Origin of the sequence: Methanolapillus millepedarum (genome assembly GCF_032594115.1) — an archaeon.
Lineage (GTDB): Archaea > Halobacteriota > Methanosarcinia > Methanosarcinales > Methanosarcinaceae > Methanolapillus > Methanolapillus millepedarum.
Window position 1 is genome coordinate 1,867,272 of record NZ_CP131060.1, and the last position, 23,383, is coordinate 1,890,654.

Sequence of the window (23,383 nt, forward strand, 5' to 3'; positions counted from 1 at the left end):
TATACAATGCGAGAGGCTTATCATTTAATCTCCGGTCCTTTGCTCTTCTGATTCACAGTTGTTTTTCAAGTTACTGATTTTCGGTTTACTGATGCTTGATTTCAGTCAGGAGTTTGTTCTTCTTTCGTTTTCATTATTCCGATTTCTTTTTCGGGAATTTTTCTTCTTTCTTTTGTTTTAAATAATCAACGAGTCCGATCTCTTTCTTTTTCTTCAAATAAAGATGCGCACCGACGGCGGCGACGATGATGATCGCGACCGCGATAATCAGATATGTTGTCCAGGAGACCCCGCCGGTCAGGCCGGAGGCGGCGCTCGCATTAATCTTGACATTCGTTTCATCTTCATGAAGGTTGTTTCCGTTGTAATACACAGAGGTGATCGCAGCCGTTTCATTAATTTTGCTTCCGTTTTGTTTCACGGTGAATTTGGCGGTGTACAAATCATCCGGTTTCATTTCACCGATGAAGTATTCGGCCGGGTAGAAATCCACGCCTTCAAGTTCCGGTATGACAACGACGCCGCGGATGGTTCCTTGATGATAGTTCACAATATCAATTTCAACGACCACATCGGTTCCGTTCATTTTGGGTTCTTTGGAAGGGATCGCTTTGATGCCGGTTGAATCCACCGTCACTTCAATGTTTCTTTTAATATTGTATTCGTAGGAACTGCCGGTGACATTCAGCGTCAGAAGGTATGTCCCATCCGGTGTTCCTTCGGGAATGGTTACTCTAAACGGCAAACGGATGGTGTCGCCGGGCGCGATAATTCCCAAATCGTAAAGAGCGGTGCTGGTCACAACCAACTCCTCCGGCGAATATAAGTCGGCGGATTGAATCCGGGCATTTGAAATATTCGTTTTGTTGCCGGTGGCGGATTGCTGTGGCGTCGCGTTGTTTTTAAGAGTCACCCAAATGATTCCTTCATCTCCCGGCATGAACGCTTCGGGGTTTGATGTGACGTTTTCAATGATGAGTGTTCCTTGGTTATCCATATTGATGATGCCGCCGATATAAACCGTAAAGTTGGTGACAATCCAGTTGCCGCCGTCCACTTGGTAGCGGATGGATAAATTTTGCGGCCCGTTGGTTGCGTTTTGGTCGACGTATAAGAAGAATTCGTTATAAACTTTGGACCCGGAATAAAGGTCACTGTATGTTTTTGTCGCGTTCCCGGAACTGATGGAGAACGGATAACTTGCATTGACTTGAAGCGTGATGTTGTTAATGGTTCCGGAACCGACGTTTTCGGCTTGAACCCACAAACGGAATTGTTGTCCGGGCTGCGCCGGATACGGGTCTTGATCGATCACGGTCACTTTAATGCCGTTGGGTGCCGCCGATGCGCCATGAAGTAAAATTAAAACGGCGATAAGGGCTAAAATTGAAATTTTAAAAACGGTCATGGTTGATTTTGACGTTTTTTCAATCGTCTTACTTCGGCTGAGGGCTTGTTCATATTGTTGTACCACGTAAAAAACTCCTGCACATCTTGTTTCTAAATGTTTGTCAACACGAATATTCAACATGTTCTTTTCGATTTTATTATATTTATTTTTTTATAAATCCTTTTCGAGATAATATTTGAAACCCTACGGTTTTCTCCTATATATATTATTTTGAAAATCGTTTTAAGCGGAACGCAGATGACGCAGATGGTTAAAAGCTTATAAATAGTTAACCCTTTCTGAGTCCTCGGTTTACAATAAGGTACTCGCTACCCTTTTTAAAATATTTCGGCTTGCCTAAATAAAAGTTTAAATAAAATATGCTTTTCATGTTAAATGAATGGTATTATGGTCATCAACAAACCAAATCCATGCGAGGAATAAAAATGCCTGTCAAGCTGACCAAAATAAAAATGAAAGACCAATGCGCCGAGATTTCAGCACTTGCGCGGGAGATTTGGACGGAACATTATACGCCGATTATCGGGGCAAAACAGGTGGAATACATGCTTGACAAGTTCCAGTCCGCTGAAAAGATTTATTCCGACATTTTAAACGGCTATGTTTATTACGCGGCCTGCGATGGCGGGCGTTTTGTCGGGTACATGGGTCTTTGTCCGGACAGCAAAGGAATTTTTATCAGCAAATTTTATGTCCGAAAGGATATGCGCGGCAAAGGTATCGGCAAGATGTTTTTCAAACAAGCGCACATTGAGTCCCGGCGATTAATTCCGAGAAACCCGGTTCATCAAACGATTGAAGCACCTTGTTTTTGGTTGACGGTGAACAAGAACAACACATCCATCGAAGCCTACAAAAAATTAGGGTTTGAGATTTCCGGTGAAGTTGTCACGGACATCGGTAACGGTTTTGTGATGGACGATTATGTGATGACTTGTCCCATCCGGATTTAAAAAATAAAATTGATATAAAAATCCGTTACAGTTGATATTTTTTGGCGGTTTCCCAGGATTTTCGGACATAATCCGGAAATTCTTTCTTTTCGCCGGCCCATTTTTCCAAAAACGCAATGGTTTTCGGGTCGGAAGGGTATCCGCTTCCAAAGTCAACACCTTCTGTTTTCTGAATGTTTTCGATCAATTCGTCTCGTTTCACTTTTGCTAAAATCGACGCGGCCGAAACAACCGGGCTGATGCTGTCCGCTTTGTGTTTTGAAATAAATTCGATTTTCTCGGCGTTTTGATTTTTCTTCACGCATTCTTCTTTGACGCGGAGACCAAACCGTTCTTCTTTAACGTCGGCGGCGTCCAAAATAACGGTATCGACCGTTGTTTTTCGAATCAGTTCGTCAATCGTTTTTGAGAAACAAACCACCATAATTTCATTCATGGTCATGATGTTTCGAAGGTCGTCGATTTTTGTCGGCGCCACTTCCAATACATACCATGAGGTGACATATTTTTGAATTAACGGAGCCAGTTGCTCTCTTTTTTTGGGCGTCAGCTTTTTTGAGTCCGCGACACCAAGTGCTCGGAGCTTGTTTTCCTGTTCTTCGGTGACGCAAACGCCGGCAACGCACATCGGTCCGATCACCGGGCCTTTGCCGGCTTCGTCCGCCCCTAACTTGATCTGATTTGGCATAACTGTCGAACTTAACATGATTTTCATTCTATAAATACCGTTTTAAATGGTTTGGGAATTATTTTGCAGATTTTTATTGATTTCAAAATGAATTTTTTATAAAAATTAAATCTATCGTCCCCGTATTTATTTAAAAACCTTTTTCTGCTTTTTGTTTTTTCTTCTCTTGACTCTTCAGGAGGTTTAAAAATGAAAGCAGATCGTGAATTTATCATCCGTGAAATTCGGAGTAATTACAGAAACGAAAATCGAGAAACACAATGCGGCACTTCAGGTTCCGGCGGCAATAACGCGCCCGGTTCAAATGAGCCCGAGCCAAGTCATTCGAACGAAAGAATCCGTCAAAACGAACCGCAAAGCCGGCAAGACCGGTTTGAAAACAACCGAGACGGCGAACGTAAACGCGGGTACACAAGCCGGAGCGGAATTTTCGGGTCCAACGCCAAATACGTCGGCAAAGACAAAACAGTCGAATCGGATAAAGATTATTTGGAGCTTGAAGTCCTTCGCGCCGGATTATTTTACCATGAAAATTTTCCGGTTCCGATTATTTTTTTGAAAGATTCGGACAAAAACGTGCTGCCGGTTTTTGTCGGCTATTTTGAATATCTTTTCATCAAGTATATGATGGAAAGAAAATCGTTTCCGTCGGCGACGATGTATGATGTGTTGCTCGCGATTTTTTCGGAATTTAATATTCTTTTAGAAGCCATTGAACTTGAAATTTGCGACGGCAAATTGTGCTGCGTTCTGGTCACCCGTTCCAAATTTCTGTCTCATTTTGACATCAGTCCGGGAGACGGAATCGCGCTCGCTTACCGGACGCACACGCCGATTCGGATGACCAAAGAAACGCTTGCCGTCAAGTTTGTTGATTTTTTTGACATGGAAGGACTTGGAGCAAATTTTGAGCTTTAAAAAGTCTCCTTCTGAAAGAAAACATCAAAAAGTGTAAGTCAAAAAGTGTAAGTCAAAAAGGGGGAATATTGAAAACGGCCGCCATAAATTTGCGGCCCTTTTCAATTTTTCTGAAATTTGGGGTTCGTATTATTTATTGTTCGTAAACGGTAAACACTTTTGTTGTGTTGGATTCGCTTTTAATATTAAACATCGCGGTTTTGTCGTTGACTTTGACCGTGTAGTCTCCATCCGGCAAGTCAAACACTTTTCCGAGTTCGAAATCCTTTTCCTTCCAGCTGATGATGGCGGTACAAGTCTCTCCTTGAACTTTCACCGGAATGTAAATATCAAATTCATTGTTTTCCGGTTTGCTTCCCGGTGTCGGCGCAGTGATGTTTTGTTCATCTAAACTCTGGCATCCGCCATTAATTGTCACATTTGTGATGGCGTAGATTGTGCCGTTGTCTTGAATCACTTTCACGGATTCGATTTCTGCCGGTTGATAAGTTACTTTTGTCGAATTGTCTGAACCCAAACATCCGCCGACGGCGGCGGCAAAAATAATTAAAACAAATAAGGCAAAAACGGGTAATGCTAATTTAAATTTCGGAATCATTCGGACCACCCTGATTTTTTGTTAACGAGTATATTATTCTTATTTTATTATTCTTGTCATTCATCTTAATCTAAAATGAATTAAAGAATATTTGCAATATATTATTTGTTGATTGTATTTAAGTTTACGTTTTCTGTCTATTATTTTTTCAAATATATAATTCCAGAACTCAGTTTCGTTGTTAAGTGAAATTTATATATGAAATTAGAAGAAAATTCAAATCCACAGGAATGAAAACCGGAATAAAAATAGTAAGAACTAAATGAAAATAGTAAGAACTAAAATGAAAATAGTAAAAAATAAGTAAAAAAAATAAATCGGTGCTTCTATCACCGATTTTAAAATTGATCCGATTATTTGATTTTATTTAATTTGCAAAATTCCTTTGATTCTGTTGGCATCGGTGTTCACTCTGAAAGCGGCTTCAACACCATTGACCGTCACTGTATAATCGCCATCTTCCATTTTGTCCAAATTCCCTAAATCGGCATCTGCGTAAGCCTTCCGGATTTCCTGAGTACAAACATCTCCTTCAGTTTTGATTGGAACGTAAACGGTACAGCTTTTATCCGTTGATACGTTTCCGGTGACGGTTATATTAGTATCGTCTACCTTTTCGCATCCGTTATGTAATGTTATGTTAGAAGTTGCGACAACTTCGCGCCCGTTGAGGCGAATCATGACAGAATCGACTTGAGCCTGCTGGTATGTGACATTGGTCACATTGCTTGTGTTGTTATCGGTGGTGTTTGTTTGATTGGTCGTGTTGCTTGTGTTTGTTGTATTTGTTGTGTTTGTCTGGTTGGTGGTGTTTGTTTGATTGGTGGTATTGCTTGCGTTTGTTGTGTTGTTGTCATTTCCGGAAAGACATCCGGCAGCGCCGGCCGCTAAAATTAAAACAAGAACGATGGCGCATAATACTGTTTTCATTTTCATAATTATTATCCCCTTTGGATTTTGTTTTTGTTTTGATTAAAAACAATAACATTAATCATGCCTTATGCCTTTATTTTATATAATTTCTTTTATTATTCGTTTCAATTTAATAAGTTTTTAATAAAATGATTTCCATGAGTTTCAAAACTTCAGGATGGATTTTATGCTCGCCAAAGGATGTGAAAAATGTTTATCGGCCATTTTGATGATATTTGCCGCTTCTTTTTTGGCCGGCTTCGTCTTTCACCACCCCGCTTTTGCGGTCCTGTCCGTTTCGTCGTTTTTGCTTTTTATTTTCTTTCTCCTCTTTTTCAGAGACCCGGAACGTTACGGCGAAATCTGCGAAGCGCATATGTTGTCGCCGGCAGACGGGCGGATTGTTGATATCCGGGGACGAAAGCTTTGTATTTTTATGAACATCACGGATGTTCACGTCAACCGGTCCCCGCTTCCCGGGAAAGTGTTATCGGTCCGGCACATTGCGGGTTCTTATCGGCCGGCGTTTTCCAAAGATTCCGACCGAAACGAGCGGCTTGTCACGCTTCTTGAAACGCCGCACGGGATTGTTGAACTGACGCAAATCGCGGGAACCGGCGTTCGCCGGATTCGTCCTTATGTTGCCTGCGGCGATTCCGTTTTTCAAAACCAGCGGGTTGGAACGATTTTGTTCGGTTCGCGGGTTGATGTGACCGTTCCGGATTCGTTTTGCATTCAGGTGAGAAAATGGCAAAAAGTCAAAGCCGGTGAAACGGTCATCGCCAAAATAGAATCGTCTCAAGAAGTTCGAGAGCTTTTGCCAACACCGACGAATATATAAGTTTATGATTATTTTATGACTTGTCGTGATTTTCGTGTCCAATTTAATCAAACTGATCAAACCGCCCGATTATGTGTCGTTGGTAAACATTCTTTTCGGGATGACCGGTCTATTTCTCGCCATTCTCGGTGAATTCAGCTTGGCGACCGTTTGCATTTTACTGGCGGCGGTGGCTGACGGCATGGACGGATATGTCGCGCGTAAAACGTCTTCCGGCCCGCTTGGCGAACATATTGATTCATTAGCTGATACCGTTTCGTTCGGCGTTTTGCCGGCTGTTTTGATTTATTCAATTTCCGGAAGCGCTATTGCGGCTGTTGTTGCGGTTTTTTATGTTTTGTGCGGTGTTTTGAGATTAGCCCGTTACAATGCGTTTCCGTCAAAAACCCCCGGTTATTCGGGAATACCGATTACCGGCGCGGCTGTTTTTTTAGCCGGTTTAGCTCTTTTTTTAGAAAAGATTCAATACACGGCGTCACCATTCGATTTTTTAAAGATTTTGATGCCGTATGAGTCAGCGATTTTGCTTGTTTTCATGTTGTTGTTGTCCTTTGTGATGGTCAGCACCATTCCGTATGTGAAAGTCACCAAATCTCGGACGTTTCTGATTCTCATTGGAATCTTTACGCTGGCGGTTTTGTCAGCGTTTTTGACAAATGCTTTCTCCTTCCTTTTCCCGGGAATTCTTTTCATTTTGTTGTTGGTCTATTTGGTGTCTCCGGCATTTATCCGCCGCGGTAAAAGCATTTGATTTTGACGGGGGCGAAAAATGGTCCGAGAAGAAATCAACAAAAATATCAACGGAAATATTACCGACCGCGACAATGCTCTTTTTGAGGCCGGTATCAAACTCGGCGCTCTTTACCACCAGTTTATCGGAACGCCGCTGTCTCTTGAAAACAAAATCGCTGTTGAATCCGCCATTCAAAAAAGCATTTCTGTTCAGCCTTTTGCGGAAAACGTTTCCGTTAAAATCAATGAAAAAATGATTGAAGAGGAGCTGAATTCAACATTCAAGTACACGGAGTTGAGTGGAAAAATGTTGGACGTCAAATTAGTTGTTCGGTACAATTCCGTTCGTGTTTTCGCGTCCCTTCAATTTGATGAAAAACTCAACTATCCGCTGATGAAAGTGGATCAAGTTGAAGAATGATGATTCCGGCTTTCATTTTGGCTCTTTTTTAAATTCCCTTCTTCTATTTTTTTAAGAATCTAAATGAAAATGTGTCGCCATAACGCGCGCGTTGCTGCCCGATAATCAAAAAAGAGAAAAATTGGAAAATAGAAAGAAATGAAAGAAAGTAAAACAAAAATAAAAAAAGCAACGGCTTATTTGAATTTCTTCAAAGCCTCAACCACCTTTTGATTCATTTTCCGGGTTCCGATGGTGATTCGAACTGTGTTTTTGCCGATGCCTTCAAAAGAGTCGCAGCTGCGCACGATGATCTCGTTTCTAAGCAAAAAATCCACGGCTTCTTTTGACGTTTTTGGAGAGATGTCCACAATGATAAAATTACCGTTTGATGGGTAGGGTTTGTAAGGCGTCTTTGCCGCAATCGTTTCTATCAAAAATTTCCGTCCTTCTTTGGCAAGCTCAATACTCTTTTGGAGGTGTTTTTTGTCGGAAAGCGCGGCAACGGCGGCAACTTCTGAAAGTGTGCTGACGGAAAATGGCGGAATCACGGACAATAATTTTTTCACAATCCATTCGGGCGCGATGACATAACCGATTCGCATGCCGGCAAGTCCGAACGCTTTTGAAAAAGTTCGTCCGATCACAATGTTGTCGTATTCACGCACCAAATTCATGAGACTGTCCGCATCCGAAAATTCAACGTACGCTTCATCCAGGAACAGAATGCAATTCAGTCCGGCCAGTTCCCGAACTTGCGCTTCTGTTACAATATTTCCGGTCGGATTGTTCGGCGTGCAAACGTAAATGATTTTGGTTTTTTCCGTCACAGCTTCTTTTATTTTGGAAACATTGACGGAAAAGTCGGCTTCCCGCGTCACGTTCACGGGAATGCCGCCCGCTGCGGACGCTGAAATGCCGTAATAGGTAAAGGTCGGAACCGGAATCACCACGTTGTCGCCGGGCGACACAAATATTTTGTTCATCCCATCGATGATGCTGTCCATTCCGGGGCCGGCCGCCATAATATTTTCTTTCGGAAAGCCGGTGTATTCAAAAAGTGCCTCTCTTAAATCGGAAGCGTCCGCAATCGGATAGAGGGAGGCGGCACTTGCGTTTTTCCGAATCGCCTTTCGGACTTTTTTTGAGGGCCCGAGCGGGTTTTCATTGGAATTTAATTTGATGATTTTTTTCGTATTCAGTCCGTATTCGGCAGCCACTTGGGCGGTGGATTTTCCCGGGACATATTCGGGAACAGCCTCCACGGATTTGTTCATCAGATTTTGATATTTGGGGGACATATCGGTCAAATATTTGTTTATTGGACCGGTTTTTGGATGGAATCAATAACTTCCACCACCCGGTCTATGTCTTCTTTTGTGATATTCAATGGCGGGATCAACCGGAGAACGTTTCCGGAAATGACGTTGACCAAAACACCCATTTTAAGGGCTTCGTCCATGAGATACGCGCATTCGTGGTTGAATTCAACGCCGATGATGAGTCCTTTTCCGCGGATGGCAACGACATCTTTTCGTTTCATGCCGGCCAATTTTTTCATGAAATAGTCACCCATTTTGGCGGCGTTGTCGAGCAGCTTTTCTTCTTCAATCGTTTCAATGACCGCAAGAGCCGCGGCCGATGCCAACGGCCCGCCACCGAATGTGGTTCCATGTTCGCCTTTTCCGAAGGAGAGTCCTTCCCGCGCGGCAAAAGCGCCCATCGGGATTCCGCCGGCAATCGCTTTTGACATGGTCAAAATATCCGGCTGAACGCCGTAATGGTCTTTGCAGAACCATTTTCCGGTTCGACCGAATCCGGTTTGAACTTCATCAATAATCATCAAGATGCCTTTTTTGTCACAGATTTCACGGACTTCTTTAAAGTACTCGTTTTTCGGGACATGAACGCCGCCTTCGCCTTGAACCGGTTCCAGTATGACGGCGGCAATTGTTTTGTCGATTGCTTTTTCAATCGCACCGGCGTTTCCGTAGTCGACAAATGTAGCCGGTTTGACCATCGGAACGAACGGGTCGCGGTATTTTTGATTCGCGGTCGTTCCCAAAGATCCGATCGTTCGTCCGTGGAAAGCGTGCAGCGTCGAAATGAAATTGTCTTTTTTAGTGTGAATTTTCGCGAGTTTTAAGGCGCCGTCATTGGCTTCCGCGCCGGAGTTGCAGAAAAAGACGCGGGACATGCCTGTGATTTGAATGATTTTTTCCGCCAAATTCGCCTGCGGAATGTTATAGTAATAGTTGGAGACATGGATCAAATTCTCCGCTTGCGTCTGAATGGCTTTTACCAATCTTTGGTTGGAGTAGCCGGTGGCGTTCACGGCAATTCCGGAAACGCAGTCGATGTAGCGCTTCCCGTAAACGTCAATCAAATTCGTTCCTTCTCCTTTCACAAAGAGAAGCGGCTTTCGGCCATACGTTTGCATCACATATTTTTCGTCTTTTTCGACGACGGATTTGTAAATAGAATCGGCATCCATGTTTTTTCCTTCAAATGAATGTTTTAAGTGGTTGAGACATTTATGTTATTTTGTTGGTTTTATTTCATCGGTTGATTTAAATCTTATTCTTGATTGTTCTCAATTATTTTCTCATTTTTATTTTTGTTCGCCGTCGCCCTTTTGCTTTTTGAATTCTTTTCCGATCTTAAAGGCTTGTCCGATTTCGTCGCCGACGCCGAAATATTTCATGCTGTCCGGGGCGTAAACGAGCGGTTTTAATTTCTTCAAATCAATTTTGCCGTCGCTGTCAAGCATTTTTTCCTGAACGCGGACATCGATAATTTCACCGATAATCACAAAGTGAGAGCCGAGATTCATCCGGTCTTTGAGTTTGCAGGAGAGATACATCGGAAATTCCGCAACATACGGCGCGTTAACTTTTCCCGCGCGGACCGGCGTCAGTCCCGCCGCTTCAAATTTGTCGGTCTCGCGTCCGCTTTCAATTCCGAAATAGTCGGCGTGCGTTGCGTATTCTTCGGACGGAATGCAAACCGTAAATTCCCGGCGCTCCAGAATGTTTTCGTAGGTGTAGCGCCCCGGCCGGATGGCGACAAAGACGGAAGCCGGCGTGGAATTGGCAATACCTGCCCAAGCCGCGGTCATCGCGTCTGCACGTCCGGTTTTGTCGTAGGTCGCAATGACCCAAACCGGCGTTGTGTGCGCAATTGTGGCGGCGCCGAGGGATTTGAAATCATCCGGTCCGGCTGTTTTAGCGTCGGTCGGCGTACATTCCGTTTGAACATCAATTTTGTGCGTTTCGGTTTTTTTGGCGGGCATTTTCATTTCTCCGGTAAAATGTTTCTTAATAATTTGTCATTTATAAAAACAAGACACTATTAGAGTTTGAATTATTTAATGATTCTTTTCAAAATTCGAAAAAAACCCGATTTTGGCCGTTTCAAAAGAATAGTTTAAATATTTTAAACGACACTTACACAATCCTCTTCTTCTTTAACATCAAAAAAGCGCCGTTGTGGCTTAGCGGTATAGCGGCTGATTCGTAATCAGCAGGTCGGGGGTTCAAGTCCCCCCAGCGGCTTTTTTAAAATTAAAATAAAAGTAAAACTTTGGGTATTGGGAAGTATGGCTGATAAAAGCAAATGGTTAATATCCATTTTATTTCTTCTTTTCCTTCTAACTTCTATTGTTTTTGTTTTTCTTGCACTCTTTTTTTTAAAAGAGGCTTCTTCCCATGATGCAGATTACTTGTTTAAGTTATTACTGCTCATGATCGGTGCTGCTATTTTTGAAGTATTTATCTATGGTCTTGTGTTCTTTAAAGCGAAAAGAATGAATTCAAATCCATCAGCAATTAATATTTATTCTGTATTCATAGTTTTAATGGCAGTTGTATCACTTTTTTGTTTTTATGCATATATGATGATTGCGATATTTGGGTCTGAGAAATATTCCGAAGTAACATCTACTGAATCAATATTCAATTTCTTCCTTCTTCTTGTAAATATTGTTTTGGTGGCATTTACCGGCTACAATTTGTTCACTATAAATAAAAAATCTCAAAATGAACTCAAGGAAAAAAATATTAATTCAGATATTGGATTTCTAAAAAGTCAATTAGATTGTTATTTTATTCCTCTTCATACTATTTTTTATACTTTTTTAATCGAGGTCGGAACACTTGATTGGGATACTGTAGATGAAGAGACTGAACACAATGTAGCTATGAAAATTAATTCCAAAATAATGGATCTTAATGCATTAATTCGTCAATATGCATATTTAGGTTCTGAAGCGGTTGCACAAGACTCTGCAAAATTCATTTTGGATTTTATATTTTATGACTCGATTCGAACCGAAAGCAATTTAAGTAAAAATGAGCGGAAGATGCATTATAAAGATCTATTTAGAAAATTACTCCCCGCAGAGAGTAATTATTACAGTTTTATTGAGAATGAATTTGATAAGCATTTTGATGGTTTTGATGAAGCTATTACTCCTATGGAAGCTTTCAAAACATGTTTGAATGACATCAGTATTGTAATCGAAAAACTTGATCGAACAATATTTCAGATTAATAATCAAATTGTGTCAAAATTAAAATATTTAAAAGAAATCAAAGAACAATCAAAGTAATTTTCTTCCGGCTTCTAACTGTTCAAGTGCGTTGACACGAAATCGGCCGATAGTTAAATCATCATTATCATATTTTTCTAACACTCTTTTCAACTATTTTCTATCGACAATAATGGTATCTGTAATTGATGATGTTGGCATTTTACCCCTTTTCCCATTAATCAAATTTTATAATCATCTGATAAAGGCCGTTTTTGCTGATTCCGACATTTTTAAACTGATGTTTTGAATAATATTTAACCAATTTTTCATTATTACATTCAATAAGTATGAGACTGATTCCGACTCGGTTATGGACCGATTTAATTATTTCGATGCATCTTTTCAGCATAAACGCACCGCCATCTTTCCATTTATATGAATCATTTTTACACAAATGCCCGATTAAATAGGTGACATCGTTCTTCTGTCCGCCAAGAATATCGCCTCTTTGATCCGGATATATTTTCCCCTCAAAAACAGTTTTAACAGCAATTGTAAAATAGCCAAGAACAGAGTAATTTCCGGTTTTCAATTTTAAAACACATCTTTCGTCTTCATCTTCTGCTTCGGACAATACAAAATAAACTCGGCAGCGGTGCGTCTTTTCAAAATTAATAAACTCACCGCTTCGGATAAAATTTTGCAAATCTTCATCCGAGGAGCAACTAAATGAATTAAGATCAGATAAAATAGAATTCGACGGATAAAGTTCAAGATAAGATCTTAATTCAAGAATTTTTAAGGACATATTGTGCTATTCACACAACAATTATAATAATTTTTTCCCGGCTTCAAGTAATTCTTGAATGTTTACCGGCTCCCAGTCCATTGTAAATTTTTCTTTATCAAATTCATCCAAGGCTTTTTGCAACTTGTCGCTGTCGACAATGATAATATCCGTTATTGACGATGTTGCCATTTTTACACCTCTTCTTTCACAAATTGATGGCTTTACATTTATGTTTACTTATATCAGTTACTACTTTGCATGTTTTTTCTATATAAACGTTGCATTTGGGTTGTTCTTCTATGGTTAAAAAGAGAATTTATATATTTCAAATTTTATTATAATATATTTATTTATCCCCTCTGATTTTACCGGAACGAACAACATGAAACTCAATCAAAAAGAATTATCCCCTGCGCAACGTGATGAACTGTTCAAAAAATTGAAAGCCCGTTTTGAGAATAACAGTGGCCGCCACAAAGGTTTGAAGTGGTCCGATCTTCAAACAAAGCTGGAAAAAAGCGCCGGAAAGTTGTGGTCGCTTCATGAAATGGAGAAGACAGGCGGTGAACCCGATGTCGTTGATTTTGACAAGAAAACCGGTGAATACGTTTTTTACGACTGCTCGGCCGAAACGCCTGACGGCCGCCGGAATGCTTGTTACGACCGAGAAGCGCAAACGTCAAGAAAAGAACATCCGCCGGAAAACAACGCGATGGATATGTCGTCGTCCATGGGTATTGAAATTTTAACCGAAGAACAATACAAAGAGTTGCAGAAACTGGGAAGTTTTGATACGAAAACATCGAGTTGGCTGAAAACGCCGGACGATATCCGAAAACTCGGCGGCGCCATTTTTGCTGACCGACGTTACAATCATGTTTTTGTGTACCACAACACAGCACAGTCTTATTATAGCGCCCGCGGATTTCGCGGCGTTCTGCGGGTGTAAAGTTTCAAAAGTTGACCATCATAAATGTATCATGGAAAAATTTATTTAATTATAATTATTAAAATATATCCGATATTAAATTCCTTCGTTTCCCATGTTTGGATTTAATCAATTATTAACAGGCTGTTTTTCATGTTCAACCACATTTTCATCACGCTGAAAGGGTACAAAAAATCCTATCTCAAAAACGATCTCATTGCGGGGATTGTGGTTGCCGCTTTGACGATTCCGGTTGCTATGGGTTACGCTCAAATTGCCGGCCTTCCCGCCATTTACGGGCTTTACGCCGCGATTTTGCCGATGATCGGATACGCCTTTTTGGCGACATCCAAACAGTTGGTGATGGGTCCGGATTCCGCTGCCAGCGCGATTACCGGTTCCGTTGTTGTGAGTCTCGGCATTGCTCTGGGGTCGGACGACGTTTTATCGATTGCACCGGTTTTGACATTTTTTGCGGCGGTTTTTTTGCTTCTCTTTGCGGTTTTAAAGGCCGGGCGGTTTGCAAGCTACATTTCAACGCCTGTTGTCAGCGGATTTTTGTCCGGCATCAGTTTGTCCGTGATTCTCAGGCAAATTCCCAAAGCAATGGGTGTTGCAATCCCGGATGGAAGCGTTTTTTCTCAACTGTGGGGCATTTTATCCGAAATTCCGGTGCTGAACATTTATGCGTTATTGCTGGCTGTAGGAACTGTTCTTATCGTCTTTTTCGGGAAAAAATTCTTGCCGAAACTTCCGATGGCGCTGGTGGTTCTTATTCTCGGAACTGTTGTGACTTATGTTTTTGGCCTGGACCAACTCGGCGTCTCCATCGTCGGTGAAATTCCAAAAGGTCTTCCGTCTTTGATGATTCCTGATCTTCTGAGTTTTCCGAACTTACCGATGGGTATTTTGTCGGGACTGATCATTGCGGTTGTTGTTTTTTCGGACTCCATCATGACCGCCAAAAGTTTTGCGCTTAAAAACCGGTATGATATTGATGAAAATCGGGAACTTTTCGCGTTTTCCGCCGCCAACTTCTTGTCCGCTTTTTCAGGAGCGTCGCCGGTCAGCGCCAGCACATCCTGTACGGCGTCAAACGACCAATACCATGGCAATACGCAAGCTGTTTCGTTGGTTGCGGCCGGTGTCATTGCGGTCGTTGTTGCCGTTTTCAGCGGACTTCTTTACTACATGCCGCAGCCGGTTCTTGCCGGAATTATTATCGCGGCGGTCGCGGGCGTTGTGGACGTCAGGCTGGCGAAATCGCTTTTTAAAGAAAGCCGGAGTGAGTTCTGGATTTGGGTCATTTCCTTAGGCGGCGTTTTGTTTGTCGGGGTTTTGTTCGGTGTTCTGGTCGGCGTTATTTTGTCGTTTGTTGATGTTATCCGCGGAATTACGGCGCCGACAGAAGCTTATTTGGGAAAAATCGAGGGGAAAAAAGGGGTTTATGATTTAAAATCTCACAAAGACGCGAAACCGATTGACGGAATCGTCATCTATCGATTCAGCGCCCGCCTCTTTTTCGGAAACATTGATCTCTTCAGTAAAGGCATCGAAAAAGCACTCACCCCTAAGCCGAAAGCAGTTATCGTTGACGCGTCCGGCATCAACAATATTGATGTGACGGCATCGGATTCACTTGAAGTTCTGATCAAGTCTTTACAGGAAGACGGTATTGAGTTTTATTTCGCGCATATTCGGTCGGATGTGGAACAAGATCTTCGGAACAACGATTTGGGATCGCTTATTGACAGCGGTCACACAACAAAAACAATTGAAGAAGCGTTGTTGGCGATTGAAGCGGATTAAATGGGTCCGGATTAACCATCGTTGCGATAGGTGACGATTCGTTCGTATTATCTTCAAACCATTTGTTTGTTTGTAAACTATTTCCATTTTTTCCAATTTATATTTTAAAAAAATATCTGTTTTCTCTGCTTCTCAATTCCGTATACAAATCACGATTCCAAGAGGAAATTTTATATATATTCAAACCCTTTTTTAACCGTTTAAGTATACGTTCCAAACACCATCATTGTCATTAAAATAAAACGTTGATTGATGTCGATTATTTTATGTTTGCTTCGATTTTTTGAAAAAATATTTTTTAAAAATAAATCACGTTTTGAAATGATCGTTTCAAGTTCAAAATTATCACGTACGTTTGCGTTTTCATTTCATTATATTTTATTTCACAAATATTTGTTATTGCGCATAATTTCATTTTATTCATATCATTTTAAAATACTTATATCTGAAAAATCAGGAATTTACCATGACTGACGACAAAAAATATGACGGCAGCAACATCCAAGTCTTAGAAGGGTTGGAAGCCGTCCGAAAAAGACCCAGCATGTACATCGGCAGCACCGATGCGCGCGGGCTTCACCATCTGGTATATGAAGTGGTGGACAACAGTATTGACGAAGCGCTTGCCGGTTACTGTCAAAACATCCAAATGACGATTGAGGAAAACGGAAGTATTACCGTGATCGATGACGGCCGCGGAATTCCGGTCGATAATCAACCCAAATATAACAAATCGGCGCTTGAAGTTGTTTTAACCATTCTTCACGCCGGCGGAAAATTCGACAAAAACACGTATAAAGTGTCCGGCGGCCTTCACGGCGTCGGTGTTTCCGTTGTGAACGCCCTGTCCGAGTGGCTCATCGCGGAAGTCCGCCGCGACGGAAAACTTTACCGCCAAACTTTTGCTTACGGCATTCCGACATCCGGCGTCGAAGTGGTCGGGGAATCGGAACATACCGGCACCATCATCAAATTCATGCCGGATAAAACCATTTTTGAAACCGTTGACTTCAAGTACGATATTTTGCTCAACCGGTTGCGTGAGCTTGCGTTTTTAAACAAGGGCATTCACATTGTGACCGAGGATAAGCGCGTTCGAGAGAGTGAAGATGAACTTCAAAAAGAACTTGAAAGCATCTCCGGCGCCGATGCTGTCGAAGACAATTTGGATGAATTTGACTTTGCAGACGCGGACGAAGAAGGGGGCAACAGCGGCAAAAAATCTAAAAAAGGATCCGTGCTTCCGCAACACGTCGTTTCCCGGGAAAAGAAACACGACTTATTTTATGAAGGCGGCATCATTGAGTTTGTCAAATACCTCAACCTGGGAAAAGCGGTGCTTCATGAAAATCCGATTTACTTTGAAAAGCAAAAAGACGGTATTGATGTTGAAATTTCGATGCAGTATACTGAAAACTACAACTCAAACGTTTATTCTTTCGCCAACAACATCAACACCACCGAAGGCGGAACCCACATGGTCGGGTTCAAATCCGCACTCACCCGCGCCGCCAACGATTACATCAAAAAGAACGGTCTTGAAAAAGACGGGTCGGGCTTAAGCGGCGAAGATATCCGAGAGGGATTGACAGCGATTATCAGTGTCAAACTCTTAGAACCGCAATTTGAAGGTCAAACCAAAACCAAGCTTGGAAACAGCGAAGTCAAAGGAATTGTGGACTCTTTGGTGTCGGACGGCCTTTCCGAATTCTTTGAAGAAAATCCGAAAGTGGCTGTTGCGATTTTTGAAAAAGCGCTGCTCGCCAAAAAAGCCCGTGAGGCCGCCAAAAAGGCGCGCGAACTCACGCGCCGGAAAAGCGCGCTTGAAGTCAGCACGCTCCCCGGAAAATTGGCCGACTGTTCCGAAAAAGACGCGAGCCTTTGCGAACTTTATCTGGTCGAAGGAGATTCAGCCGGCGGCTCCGCCAAACAAGGACGAAACCGCGCGTTTCAGGCGGTTTTGCCGTTCCGCGGAAAAATTCTCAATGTCGAAAAAACCCGGATGGACAAGGCGCTTAAAAATAACGAGATCATTTCTCTCATTACGGCGCTTGGCGCGGGTCTTGGAGAAGATATGGATCTTGAAAGACTCCGTTACCACAAAGTCATCATCATGACTGATGCTGATGTGGACGGCGCGCACATCCGAACGCTTATCTTGACATTCTTCTTCCGGTACATGCCGGATTTAGTCGCCTCCGGACACGTTTATATCGCGCAGCCGCCGCTTTATAAAATTAAGAAAGGAAAAGCGGAGTATTATGTCTATTCCGATAAGCAAATGAAAGCAAAATTAGACGAAATCGGTGACAAAGGAACGGCTGTTCAGCGGTACAAAGGTCTTGGAGAAATGAATCCGGAACAGCTTTGGTCAACCACGATGAACCCGGAAACCCGGACTTTGCTTCAGGTGACGATTGAAGACGCGATTGTCGCCGACCAAATTTTTACGATTTTGATGGGCGATGAAGTGCTTCCGAGAAAAATGTTCATTCAGGAACACGCCAAAGAAGTGGTGAATTTGGACATCTGAGGTGAGTAAAATGGACGAAAAATCACAACAACCGACTTTGGACGAATATGTCCGCCGTTCGCAACTTCCCGACGATGATGTCGAAAATATTGAAGAGAAGTCTTCAGAACTCTATGCAGCGGAAAACAATGATTCCAAAACCGCAATTGTCGGAAACAGCGGTAATGATGGAAACGGTGGAAATGACAACGGCAATGATGGAAGCGGTGGAAATGACGGCGGCGATGACGGCGGCGATGACGGCGGTGTCTTTATCGAAGACGAAGAGCGCGTTTCGGTCCGTCCGGTTTTCATCAGCGACGAAATGAAATCGTCTTATATTCAATACGCAATGAGCGTGATCATCGGCCGCGCGCTTCCGGATGCTCGGGACGGCCTCAAACCGGTTCACCGCCGCATTCTTTTTTCAATGAATGAAACCGGCATTACGTCGGATAAACCATACCGGAAATCCGCGCGTGTCGTCGGAGATGTTCTCGGTAAATACCATCCGCACGGCGATTCGTCCGTTTATGACGCGATCGTCCGCATGGTTCAGGAATTCTCGCTGCGCTACCCGCTTATTGACGGGCAGGGAAACTTCGGGTCCATTGACGGCGACTTTGCGGCCGCCATGCGTTACACCGAAGTCCGAATGGACAAAATTTCGGGAGAAATGCTGGACGATATCGACAAGGATACCGTTAATTTCCGGCCCAACTACGACGAGTCGCTTAAAGAGCCGGAAGTGCTGCCGTCAAAGCTTCCGAATTTGCTGATTAACGGATCGACCGGCATTGCCGTCGGAATGGCCACCAACATGCCGCCGCATAACTTATCGGAAGTGGTGGACGCAACTGTGATGCTCATTGACAATCCCGACGCTGACGCGCCGGAACTGATGACGGTCATCAAGGGTCCGGATTTCCCGACCGCCGCCCACATTTTGGGGACGGAAGGAATCATTTCGGCGTACAAAACCGGCCGCGGAAGCGTCCGGATTCAGGCGGTTTCGCACATTGAGGAAATGAAAGGCGACCGCCAAAAAATCGTCATTACCGAACTTCCGTATCAGGTGAACAAATCCCGGCTGATTGAAAATATTGCCGAACTGGTCCGCGACAAAAAAGTGACCGGCATTTCCGACATGCGCGACGAATCCGACCGTGATGGTATCCGTGTTGTTTTGGAACTGTCGCGCGGCACAAACGCCGATGTCCTTCTCAACCAGCTTTACAAACACACGCAGCTTCAAACGAGTTTTGGAATCATCAATTTGGCGATTGTGGACGGCGTTCCGCGCGTCATGGGTCTTCGCCAGCTCCTGAGAGTTTATCTGAAACACCGGATGGAAGTGATTCAACGCCGGACGCTTTACGATTTAAAAATGGCCAAGGAGCGCGAACATATCTTAAACGGGCTGAAGATTGCGATTGACAATATTGATGAAGTGATTGAACTGATTAAAGCGTCCAAAGACGCTCAAATCGCCCGCGAAGGTCTTGTGAGCCGTTATGGGCTTGACGACATTCAAGCGAAAGCGATTTTGGAAATGCGCCTTCAGCGCTTGACGGGTCTTGAAATCCAAAAGATTTTGGACGAACTGGATGAGCTCCGCCAAAAGATCTTGGATTTGGGTAAAATCATTGAAAGCGATGACATCAAATACGGAATCATCCGCGCCGAATTGTTGGCGATTAAAGAAAAATACGGCGACGAACGCCGGTCTAAAATCATTCATGGCGGCTTTGACGTCGACAACGAAGATTTGATCCAGCGTGAAGATGTGGTCATCACGATGACGAATCACGGTTATATTAAGCGGATTCCGCTCAGCACCTATTCCCGGCAAAACCGCGGCGGAAAAGGTATTATCGGTATGGAAACGAAAGAAGAAGATATTGTGGAAAACCTGTTTGTTTCGTCAACGCACAACTATATTCTCTTTTTCACCAACAAGGGACGCGTTTATTGGAAGAAAGGCTATGAAATTCCGGAAGGAAGCCGAACTTCCAAAGGCAAATCCATTGTCAATTTCCTGGATTTAAAGGACGAAGAATCGGTGACCGCTTCCATTCCGGTAGCGAAATTCGGCGACGATCAATATCTCATGATGGCGACAAAAGAAGGCATTGTCAAAAAGACGCCGCTTTCGGAATTTTCCAACCCGAGAAAGACCGGAATTATCGCGACAACGCTTGCCGCTAACGATGAACTTGTGAATGTGGTTTTAACGACCGGAAAAGAAGACATTGTGATGGTGTCGCGCGCCGGAAAATCGGTCCGCTTCTATGAAGAAGAAGTGCGTCCGATGGGACGGTCCGCTCGTGGCGTCATTGGTATGCGCCTGTCCAAGGAAAACGATTGCGTTGTCAGCATGGATGTCGTCAATCCGGAAGAAGCGCTTCTCACGATTACGGAAAACGGTTACGGAAAAATCAGCCGCTTTGAAGAATACGCGACTAAGCATCGCGGCATTCAAGGTGTGATGACGATTGTGACCAATCAGAGAAACGGTCCGGTCGTCGCCGTGAAATCAGTCGGCAAAAATGACGAACTGATCATTACAAGCGCCGAGGGAATCATTATTCGCGTCGGCGCGGGAACCATTCGGGAGCAAGGCAGAAATACGCAAGGCGTCCGGATTATGAAGCTTTCCGAAGGGGACAAGGTCGTCGGTATGGCTTGCGTCAAACCGGCAACCCAAGACGAATCCTCCGATTCGGCGGCTGTTTCCGGCGAAAACAAAAATGAAAGCATACATGAAAACACAAACGATTCGATTGATGTTATTGAAATATACGATGCTGATGATGCCGAATATTCAATCATTGAGGACGAAGAAGAACAAATGGAAAATTGAGAATCTCTCAATTTTCATTTTGTTTTTTGCGAATTGCATCGCGCGCGTTATAGCAACACGTTTTTTAACGATTAAAAAGGCCTTCGGGTTTAATTGACAGAGTTTTACATGTTACTCTGTAACGAAATTATATAACAAAATTTATATCAATTTGCAGATATTTTTATTTATTCTGTTATCTTTTGCTCATATTTTTATTCATTTTTTCGGGAATCATTATGGTTGACTTATCCACACTCCGGTTCGGAAACGAGCTTATTGCCCGCGGTTTTGAAAAATTGGGAAAGGGCGGCGTCATTTGCGATGTCAGTACGCCGGAACAAGCGGAACTTGCTGAAGATTGCGGAGCGGTTGCCGTCATGGTCACCGACTCGTTATCCGTTGATTCCCGTGCCCGAAGCGGCGTCATGCGGATGGCGAATGTGGAAACAATCGAAGCGATTTTGGCGTCGGTCTCCATTCCCGTTATGGGAAAAGTCCGTCTCGGACATTTTGTCGAAGCTGAAATTTTGCAGGCTCTTGGAATTGCGATGATTGACGAGTCGGAAGCGTTGTCGCCGGCGAGTTTGGATTCCGTGATCGATAAAACCAAATTTAATGTGCCGTTCATCACGGGTGCCACCAACTTGGGTGAAGCGCTCCGGTCAGTATCGACCGGCACGATGATGATTCGAGTTTCCGGGCAAGTCGGCAGCGGAAATGTCTCCGGGGTTGTTCAAAGTCAAATACAAATTATGAAGCGGCTTGCCGAACTTTTGGAGAAGTCAGATGAGGAATGCGCGGAGTATGCCAAGACCAAGAAAGTTTCTGAAGATTTGCTTGCGCAAGCCATTGACATGAAACGTCTTCCTGTTCTCAATTATGCGGCCGGCGGGATTGCGACGCCGGCAGACGCAGCTTTGATGATGAAACTCGGCTGCGATGGGGTTTTTGTCGGTTCCGGCATTTTTAAGGCGGAACATCCTGAACTGATGGGTAAAGCCATGGTGGACGCCGTTAAAAATTATGATAAACCGGAATGGTTAGCCAAAATCTCCAAAGGAATCGGAAGCGGAATGCGTGGCGCGGAACCCGGTCCGGATGTGAAAAAATAAAACGGGTGGTTGCGCGCATAACCCGGCCTTCAAAATCCTCTTCTGAATCGGAATTGGTTCCGTTTAAATCAGAAGCATCAGCAGCATTTTGACAAAATAAGGGTCAAGGACGTGTGTAAACTCTTTTAAAACAAAAATGATGAACAATATCACGATAATGATTTTGGTGGAGAGAAAAATCGCCCAGTAGATGGGAGCAACTTTCACTTTTTTTCCTTTGACGCGCATGGTCGGCATGGTTTTATGGGTCCTGAATTCATATTTGATTATGTTTTGAATCGTTACTTTAATCATATAATCTTTTGGATTGAGTTTTTATTTTAAAATCTTTAAGTCATTTGATTATAATAATATGTTATGTTCTTCCTTTATTATCTTCAAAAAAATTGTTTCTTTTGTATATTTGTGCTAATTTTTCTTTTGTCAGCGGACATTCGATCAAATCTTTAAATTGATATTTATCAAGATGTAATTGTTTTCTCATGGATGACAATAGCCTTTCATCGCATTCTTGGTTATTATGGCTTGTCAACGTTTGAATTTCCGTTTTGTTTCCGAACGGATCAATGTAAAAATAATGCTTATGCCGTCTGCTTCTTTTTTCGGAAAATCCTTTCTTTTTCAATGCGGATTCTATGTCTTTTGTTTTATAGGACATGTTTTTCCTCCGCATACGTTTGAATTAATTTTTTGAATCGAAGACCGCTTGATGCTAATTTCTCATCTTTTTCCAAAACATAATTTTCCCAAAGAGCAAAAAAGTACCACTCCAGATCCGAAATTACTTTTTCCAAATCATGATTGAATGTAAACATATTCAACTCTTCGCTTTCAACAAAATATTTTCCGTTCTCAAATGTCACATTCAGTTTAAGCGGTCGGATTAATTTGAGTGGAATTTCCGGGTCGGAAAAATCTTCCAATTCAAACGTGAACGGTGTCGGTTTGATTTTAAGCGCTTCAAAATTGGTTCGAGTCATGGTCAGTGTCATAAATCAGAGAAAATATGTATTTTATTTATACTTTCTGATTTTGTTTCGGATTATTATAAAATATTATAATATTCATAATTAGCGAATAATTTTATGAGAACATCAAAACTTTTCGAAAAATAAAATAAATAACTGCAACGACAGGTTTGTAGGGACCGTTTTTATTTTGTTTTGAAAGCGTTGGTCCAAAGGTATTTAAAAAAGTGCGGGGGAAGGGAGTCGAACCCCTGAATTCCGCTTGAACCTGTTTTTACAGGTTTCTGTTTTGCCATTGAAAAGAATAATGTTTAGAAGTTCGGCCTCAGAGATAACACCTTATGAGGGCATGATAAGAATCTCACAAAGCGTTAAGACTCTTTTAGCGTTTCGTCCCACTCGACCGAACTTACTGATATATAACAGAACATAATA

The 23,383-nt window shown here is 42.7% G+C and carries 23 protein-coding genes and 1 tRNA gene; 12 read left to right on the top strand and 12 right to left on the bottom strand.

Going from position 1 to position 23,383, the window contains the following annotated elements; genetic code table 11:
* Positions 1-133 precede the first annotated feature (133 nt).
* A complete protein-coding gene (locus MsAc7_RS08365) occupies positions 134-1,474 on the bottom strand; it encodes a COG1361 S-layer family protein (protein ID WP_338102458.1) in 1,341 nt (446 codons plus the stop codon).
* A 362-nt stretch (positions 1,475-1,836) separates the two neighbouring features.
* Here MsAc7_RS08365 and MsAc7_RS08370 point away from each other — a divergent pair, with 362 nt between their 5' ends.
* Positions 1,837-2,364: a GNAT family N-acetyltransferase gene (locus tag MsAc7_RS08370; protein ID WP_338102459.1), complete on the top strand. Its 528-nt coding sequence runs from the start codon at positions 1,837-1,839 to the stop codon at positions 2,362-2,364.
* Between the two features lie 25 nt (positions 2,365-2,389).
* Here MsAc7_RS08370 and rnhB read toward each other — a convergent pair whose 3' ends face one another.
* Complete coding sequence (rnhB, locus tag MsAc7_RS08375) at positions 2,390-3,052, bottom strand: ribonuclease HII (RefSeq protein WP_338102460.1); 663 nt, start codon at positions 3,050-3,052, stop codon at positions 2,390-2,392.
* 189 nt (positions 3,053-3,241) lie between these two features.
* On the opposite strand from rnhB, the gene MsAc7_RS08380 reads away from it, so the two are divergent.
* On the top strand, positions 3,242-3,970 hold the full coding sequence (locus tag MsAc7_RS08380) for a bifunctional nuclease domain-containing protein (protein WP_338102461.1): 729 nt from the start codon (positions 3,242-3,244) through the stop codon (positions 3,968-3,970).
* A gap of 133 nt (positions 3,971-4,103) precedes the next feature.
* On the opposite strand, the gene MsAc7_RS08385 is transcribed toward MsAc7_RS08380, so the two are convergent.
* Positions 4,104-4,568, bottom strand: a complete 465-nt coding sequence (locus MsAc7_RS08385) for a hypothetical protein (RefSeq protein ID WP_338102462.1) — start codon at positions 4,566-4,568, stop codon at positions 4,104-4,106.
* A gap of 363 nt (positions 4,569-4,931) precedes the next feature.
* Positions 4,932-5,504, bottom strand: a complete 573-nt coding sequence (locus MsAc7_RS08390) for a hypothetical protein (protein ID WP_338102463.1) — start codon at positions 5,502-5,504, stop codon at positions 4,932-4,934.
* Between the two features lie 163 nt (positions 5,505-5,667).
* Here MsAc7_RS08390 and MsAc7_RS08395 point away from each other — a divergent pair, with 163 nt between their 5' ends.
* Genes MsAc7_RS08395 through MsAc7_RS08405 form a run of 3 tightly spaced genes read left to right on the top strand, consistent with a single transcriptional unit; the run spans position 5,668 to position 7,474 of the window.
* Complete coding sequence (locus MsAc7_RS08395; RefSeq protein WP_338102464.1) at positions 5,668-6,321, top strand: phosphatidylserine decarboxylase; 654 nt, start codon at positions 5,668-5,670, stop codon at positions 6,319-6,321.
* A gap of 34 nt (positions 6,322-6,355) precedes the next feature.
* A complete protein-coding gene (pssA, locus tag MsAc7_RS08400; RefSeq protein ID WP_338102465.1) occupies positions 6,356-7,072 on the top strand; it encodes a CDP-diacylglycerol--serine O-phosphatidyltransferase in 717 nt (238 codons plus the stop codon).
* Positions 7,073-7,090: 18 nt separating this feature from the next.
* Positions 7,091-7,474 carry a dihydroneopterin aldolase family protein gene (locus MsAc7_RS08405; RefSeq protein WP_338102466.1) on the top strand — a complete coding sequence of 128 codons (384 nt, stop codon included), beginning with the start codon at positions 7,091-7,093 and terminating at the stop codon, positions 7,472-7,474.
* A gap of 176 nt (positions 7,475-7,650) precedes the next feature.
* On the opposite strand, the gene hisC is transcribed toward MsAc7_RS08405, so the two are convergent.
* From hisC to MsAc7_RS08420, 3 genes are all read right to left on the bottom strand, one after another.
* The gene (gene hisC, locus MsAc7_RS08410; protein WP_338102467.1) at positions 7,651-8,754 is read right to left on the bottom strand and encodes a histidinol-phosphate transaminase; all 1,104 of its coding nucleotides are present in this window, start codon (positions 8,752-8,754) and stop codon (positions 7,651-7,653) included.
* A 17-nt stretch (positions 8,755-8,771) separates the two neighbouring features.
* Entirely contained in the window at positions 8,772-9,947 is a 1,176-nt protein-coding gene (locus tag MsAc7_RS08415) for an aspartate aminotransferase family protein (RefSeq protein WP_338102468.1), read from the bottom strand.
* A gap of 117 nt (positions 9,948-10,064) precedes the next feature.
* On the bottom strand, positions 10,065-10,745 hold the full coding sequence (locus tag MsAc7_RS08420; RefSeq protein ID WP_338102469.1) for a flavin reductase family protein: 681 nt from the start codon (positions 10,743-10,745) through the stop codon (positions 10,065-10,067).
* 190 nt (positions 10,746-10,935) lie between these two features.
* Here MsAc7_RS08420 and MsAc7_RS08425 point away from each other — a divergent pair.
* A tRNA-Thr gene (locus MsAc7_RS08425) sits at positions 10,936-11,007 on the top strand.
* A gap of 44 nt (positions 11,008-11,051) precedes the next feature.
* Positions 11,052-12,062, top strand: coding sequence for a hypothetical protein (locus tag MsAc7_RS08430; RefSeq protein WP_338102470.1), 1,011 nt, complete (start codon positions 11,052-11,054; stop codon positions 12,060-12,062).
* Positions 12,063-12,219: 157 nt separating this feature from the next.
* On the opposite strand, the gene MsAc7_RS08435 is transcribed toward MsAc7_RS08430, so the two are convergent.
* Both MsAc7_RS08435 and MsAc7_RS08440 read right to left on the bottom strand, forming a co-directional pair.
* Positions 12,220-12,618 carry a hypothetical protein gene (locus MsAc7_RS08435; protein ID WP_338102471.1) on the bottom strand — a complete coding sequence of 133 codons (399 nt, stop codon included), beginning with the start codon at positions 12,616-12,618 and terminating at the stop codon, positions 12,220-12,222.
* A gap of 195 nt (positions 12,619-12,813) precedes the next feature.
* On the bottom strand, positions 12,814-12,963 hold the full coding sequence (locus MsAc7_RS08440) for a hypothetical protein (protein WP_338102472.1): 150 nt from the start codon (positions 12,961-12,963) through the stop codon (positions 12,814-12,816).
* A gap of 193 nt (positions 12,964-13,156) precedes the next feature.
* Here MsAc7_RS08440 and MsAc7_RS08445 point away from each other — a divergent pair, with 193 nt between their 5' ends.
* The 5 genes from MsAc7_RS08445 to MsAc7_RS08465 all read left to right on the top strand — a co-directional run bounded on the left by MsAc7_RS08445 (position 13,157) and on the right by MsAc7_RS08465 (position 21,980).
* Positions 13,157-13,723: a DUF4256 domain-containing protein gene (locus tag MsAc7_RS08445; RefSeq protein ID WP_338102473.1), complete on the top strand. Its 567-nt coding sequence runs from the start codon at positions 13,157-13,159 to the stop codon at positions 13,721-13,723.
* A gap of 132 nt (positions 13,724-13,855) precedes the next feature.
* Entirely contained in the window at positions 13,856-15,511 is a 1,656-nt protein-coding gene (locus MsAc7_RS08450; RefSeq protein ID WP_338102474.1) for a SulP family inorganic anion transporter, read from the top strand.
* Positions 15,512-15,977: 466 nt separating this feature from the next.
* Positions 15,978-18,044 carry a DNA topoisomerase (ATP-hydrolyzing) subunit B gene (gene gyrB / locus MsAc7_RS08455; protein WP_338102475.1) on the top strand — a complete coding sequence of 689 codons (2,067 nt, stop codon included), beginning with the start codon at positions 15,978-15,980 and terminating at the stop codon, positions 18,042-18,044.
* A gap of 10 nt (positions 18,045-18,054) precedes the next feature.
* Positions 18,055-20,886, top strand: a complete 2,832-nt coding sequence (gene gyrA, locus MsAc7_RS08460; protein WP_338102476.1) for a DNA gyrase subunit A — start codon at positions 18,055-18,057, stop codon at positions 20,884-20,886.
* A 218-nt stretch (positions 20,887-21,104) separates the two neighbouring features.
* Positions 21,105-21,980: a beta/alpha barrel domain-containing protein gene (locus tag MsAc7_RS08465; protein ID WP_338102477.1), complete on the top strand. Its 876-nt coding sequence runs from the start codon at positions 21,105-21,107 to the stop codon at positions 21,978-21,980.
* 63 nt (positions 21,981-22,043) lie between these two features.
* Here MsAc7_RS08465 and MsAc7_RS08470 read toward each other — a convergent pair whose 3' ends face one another.
* The 3 genes from MsAc7_RS08470 to MsAc7_RS08475 form a co-directional block, all read right to left on the bottom strand.
* Complete coding sequence (locus MsAc7_RS08470) at positions 22,044-22,274, bottom strand: hypothetical protein (RefSeq protein ID WP_338102478.1); 231 nt, start codon at positions 22,272-22,274, stop codon at positions 22,044-22,046.
* 61 nt (positions 22,275-22,335) lie between these two features.
* Entirely contained in the window at positions 22,336-22,653 is a 318-nt protein-coding gene (locus tag MsAc7_RS08980; protein ID WP_420847453.1) for a type II toxin-antitoxin system HicA family toxin, read from the bottom strand.
* Complete coding sequence (locus MsAc7_RS08475) at positions 22,628-22,960, bottom strand: hypothetical protein (protein WP_338102479.1); 333 nt, start codon at positions 22,958-22,960, stop codon at positions 22,628-22,630. The genes MsAc7_RS08980 and MsAc7_RS08475 overlap by 26 nt, the downstream gene beginning before the upstream one ends.
* Positions 22,961-23,383: the final 423 nt, after the last annotated feature.

Excerpts from the sequence above, each read along its gene's own strand:
- MsAc7_RS08370 (WP_338102459.1), top strand. The coding sequence starts at position 1,837 with ATGCCTGTCAAGCTGACCAAAATAAAAATGAAAGACCAATGCGCCGAG.
- rnhB (WP_338102460.1), bottom strand. The coding sequence starts at position 3,052 with ATGCCAAATCAGATCAAGTTAGGGGCGGACGAAGCCGGCAAAGGCCCG.
- MsAc7_RS08380 (WP_338102461.1), top strand. The coding sequence starts at position 3,242 with ATGAAAGCAGATCGTGAATTTATCATCCGTGAAATTCGGAGTAATTAC.
- MsAc7_RS08385 (WP_338102462.1), bottom strand. The coding sequence starts at position 4,568 with ATGATTCCGAAATTTAAATTAGCATTACCCGTTTTTGCCTTATTTGTT.
- MsAc7_RS08390 (WP_338102463.1), bottom strand. The coding sequence starts at position 5,504 with ATGAAAATGAAAACAGTATTATGCGCCATCGTTCTTGTTTTAATTTTA.
- MsAc7_RS08395 (WP_338102464.1), top strand. The coding sequence starts at position 5,668 with ATGCTCGCCAAAGGATGTGAAAAATGTTTATCGGCCATTTTGATGATA.
- MsAc7_RS08405 (WP_338102466.1), top strand. The coding sequence starts at position 7,091 with ATGGTCCGAGAAGAAATCAACAAAAATATCAACGGAAATATTACCGAC.
- hisC (WP_338102467.1), bottom strand. The coding sequence starts at position 8,754 with ATGTCCCCCAAATATCAAAATCTGATGAACAAATCCGTGGAGGCTGTT.
- MsAc7_RS08415 (WP_338102468.1), bottom strand. The coding sequence starts at position 9,947 with ATGGATGCCGATTCTATTTACAAATCCGTCGTCGAAAAAGACGAAAAA.
- MsAc7_RS08420 (WP_338102469.1), bottom strand. The coding sequence starts at position 10,745 with ATGCCCGCCAAAAAAACCGAAACGCACAAAATTGATGTTCAAACGGAA.
- MsAc7_RS08430 (WP_338102470.1), top strand. The coding sequence starts at position 11,052 with ATGGCTGATAAAAGCAAATGGTTAATATCCATTTTATTTCTTCTTTTC.
- MsAc7_RS08440 (WP_338102472.1), bottom strand. The coding sequence starts at position 12,963 with ATGGCAACATCGTCAATAACGGATATTATCATTGTCGACAGCGACAAG.
- MsAc7_RS08445 (WP_338102473.1), top strand. The coding sequence starts at position 13,157 with ATGAAACTCAATCAAAAAGAATTATCCCCTGCGCAACGTGATGAACTG.
- MsAc7_RS08450 (WP_338102474.1), top strand. The coding sequence starts at position 13,856 with ATGTTCAACCACATTTTCATCACGCTGAAAGGGTACAAAAAATCCTAT.
- gyrB (WP_338102475.1), top strand. The coding sequence starts at position 15,978 with ATGACTGACGACAAAAAATATGACGGCAGCAACATCCAAGTCTTAGAA.
- gyrA (WP_338102476.1), top strand. The coding sequence starts at position 18,055 with ATGGACGAAAAATCACAACAACCGACTTTGGACGAATATGTCCGCCGT.
- MsAc7_RS08465 (WP_338102477.1), top strand. The coding sequence starts at position 21,105 with ATGGTTGACTTATCCACACTCCGGTTCGGAAACGAGCTTATTGCCCGC.
- MsAc7_RS08470 (WP_338102478.1), bottom strand. The coding sequence starts at position 22,274 with ATGATTAAAGTAACGATTCAAAACATAATCAAATATGAATTCAGGACC.
- MsAc7_RS08980 (WP_420847453.1), bottom strand. The coding sequence starts at position 22,653 with ATGCGGAGGAAAAACATGTCCTATAAAACAAAAGACATAGAATCCGCA.
- MsAc7_RS08475 (WP_338102479.1), bottom strand. The coding sequence starts at position 22,960 with ATGACTCGAACCAATTTTGAAGCGCTTAAAATCAAACCGACACCGTTC.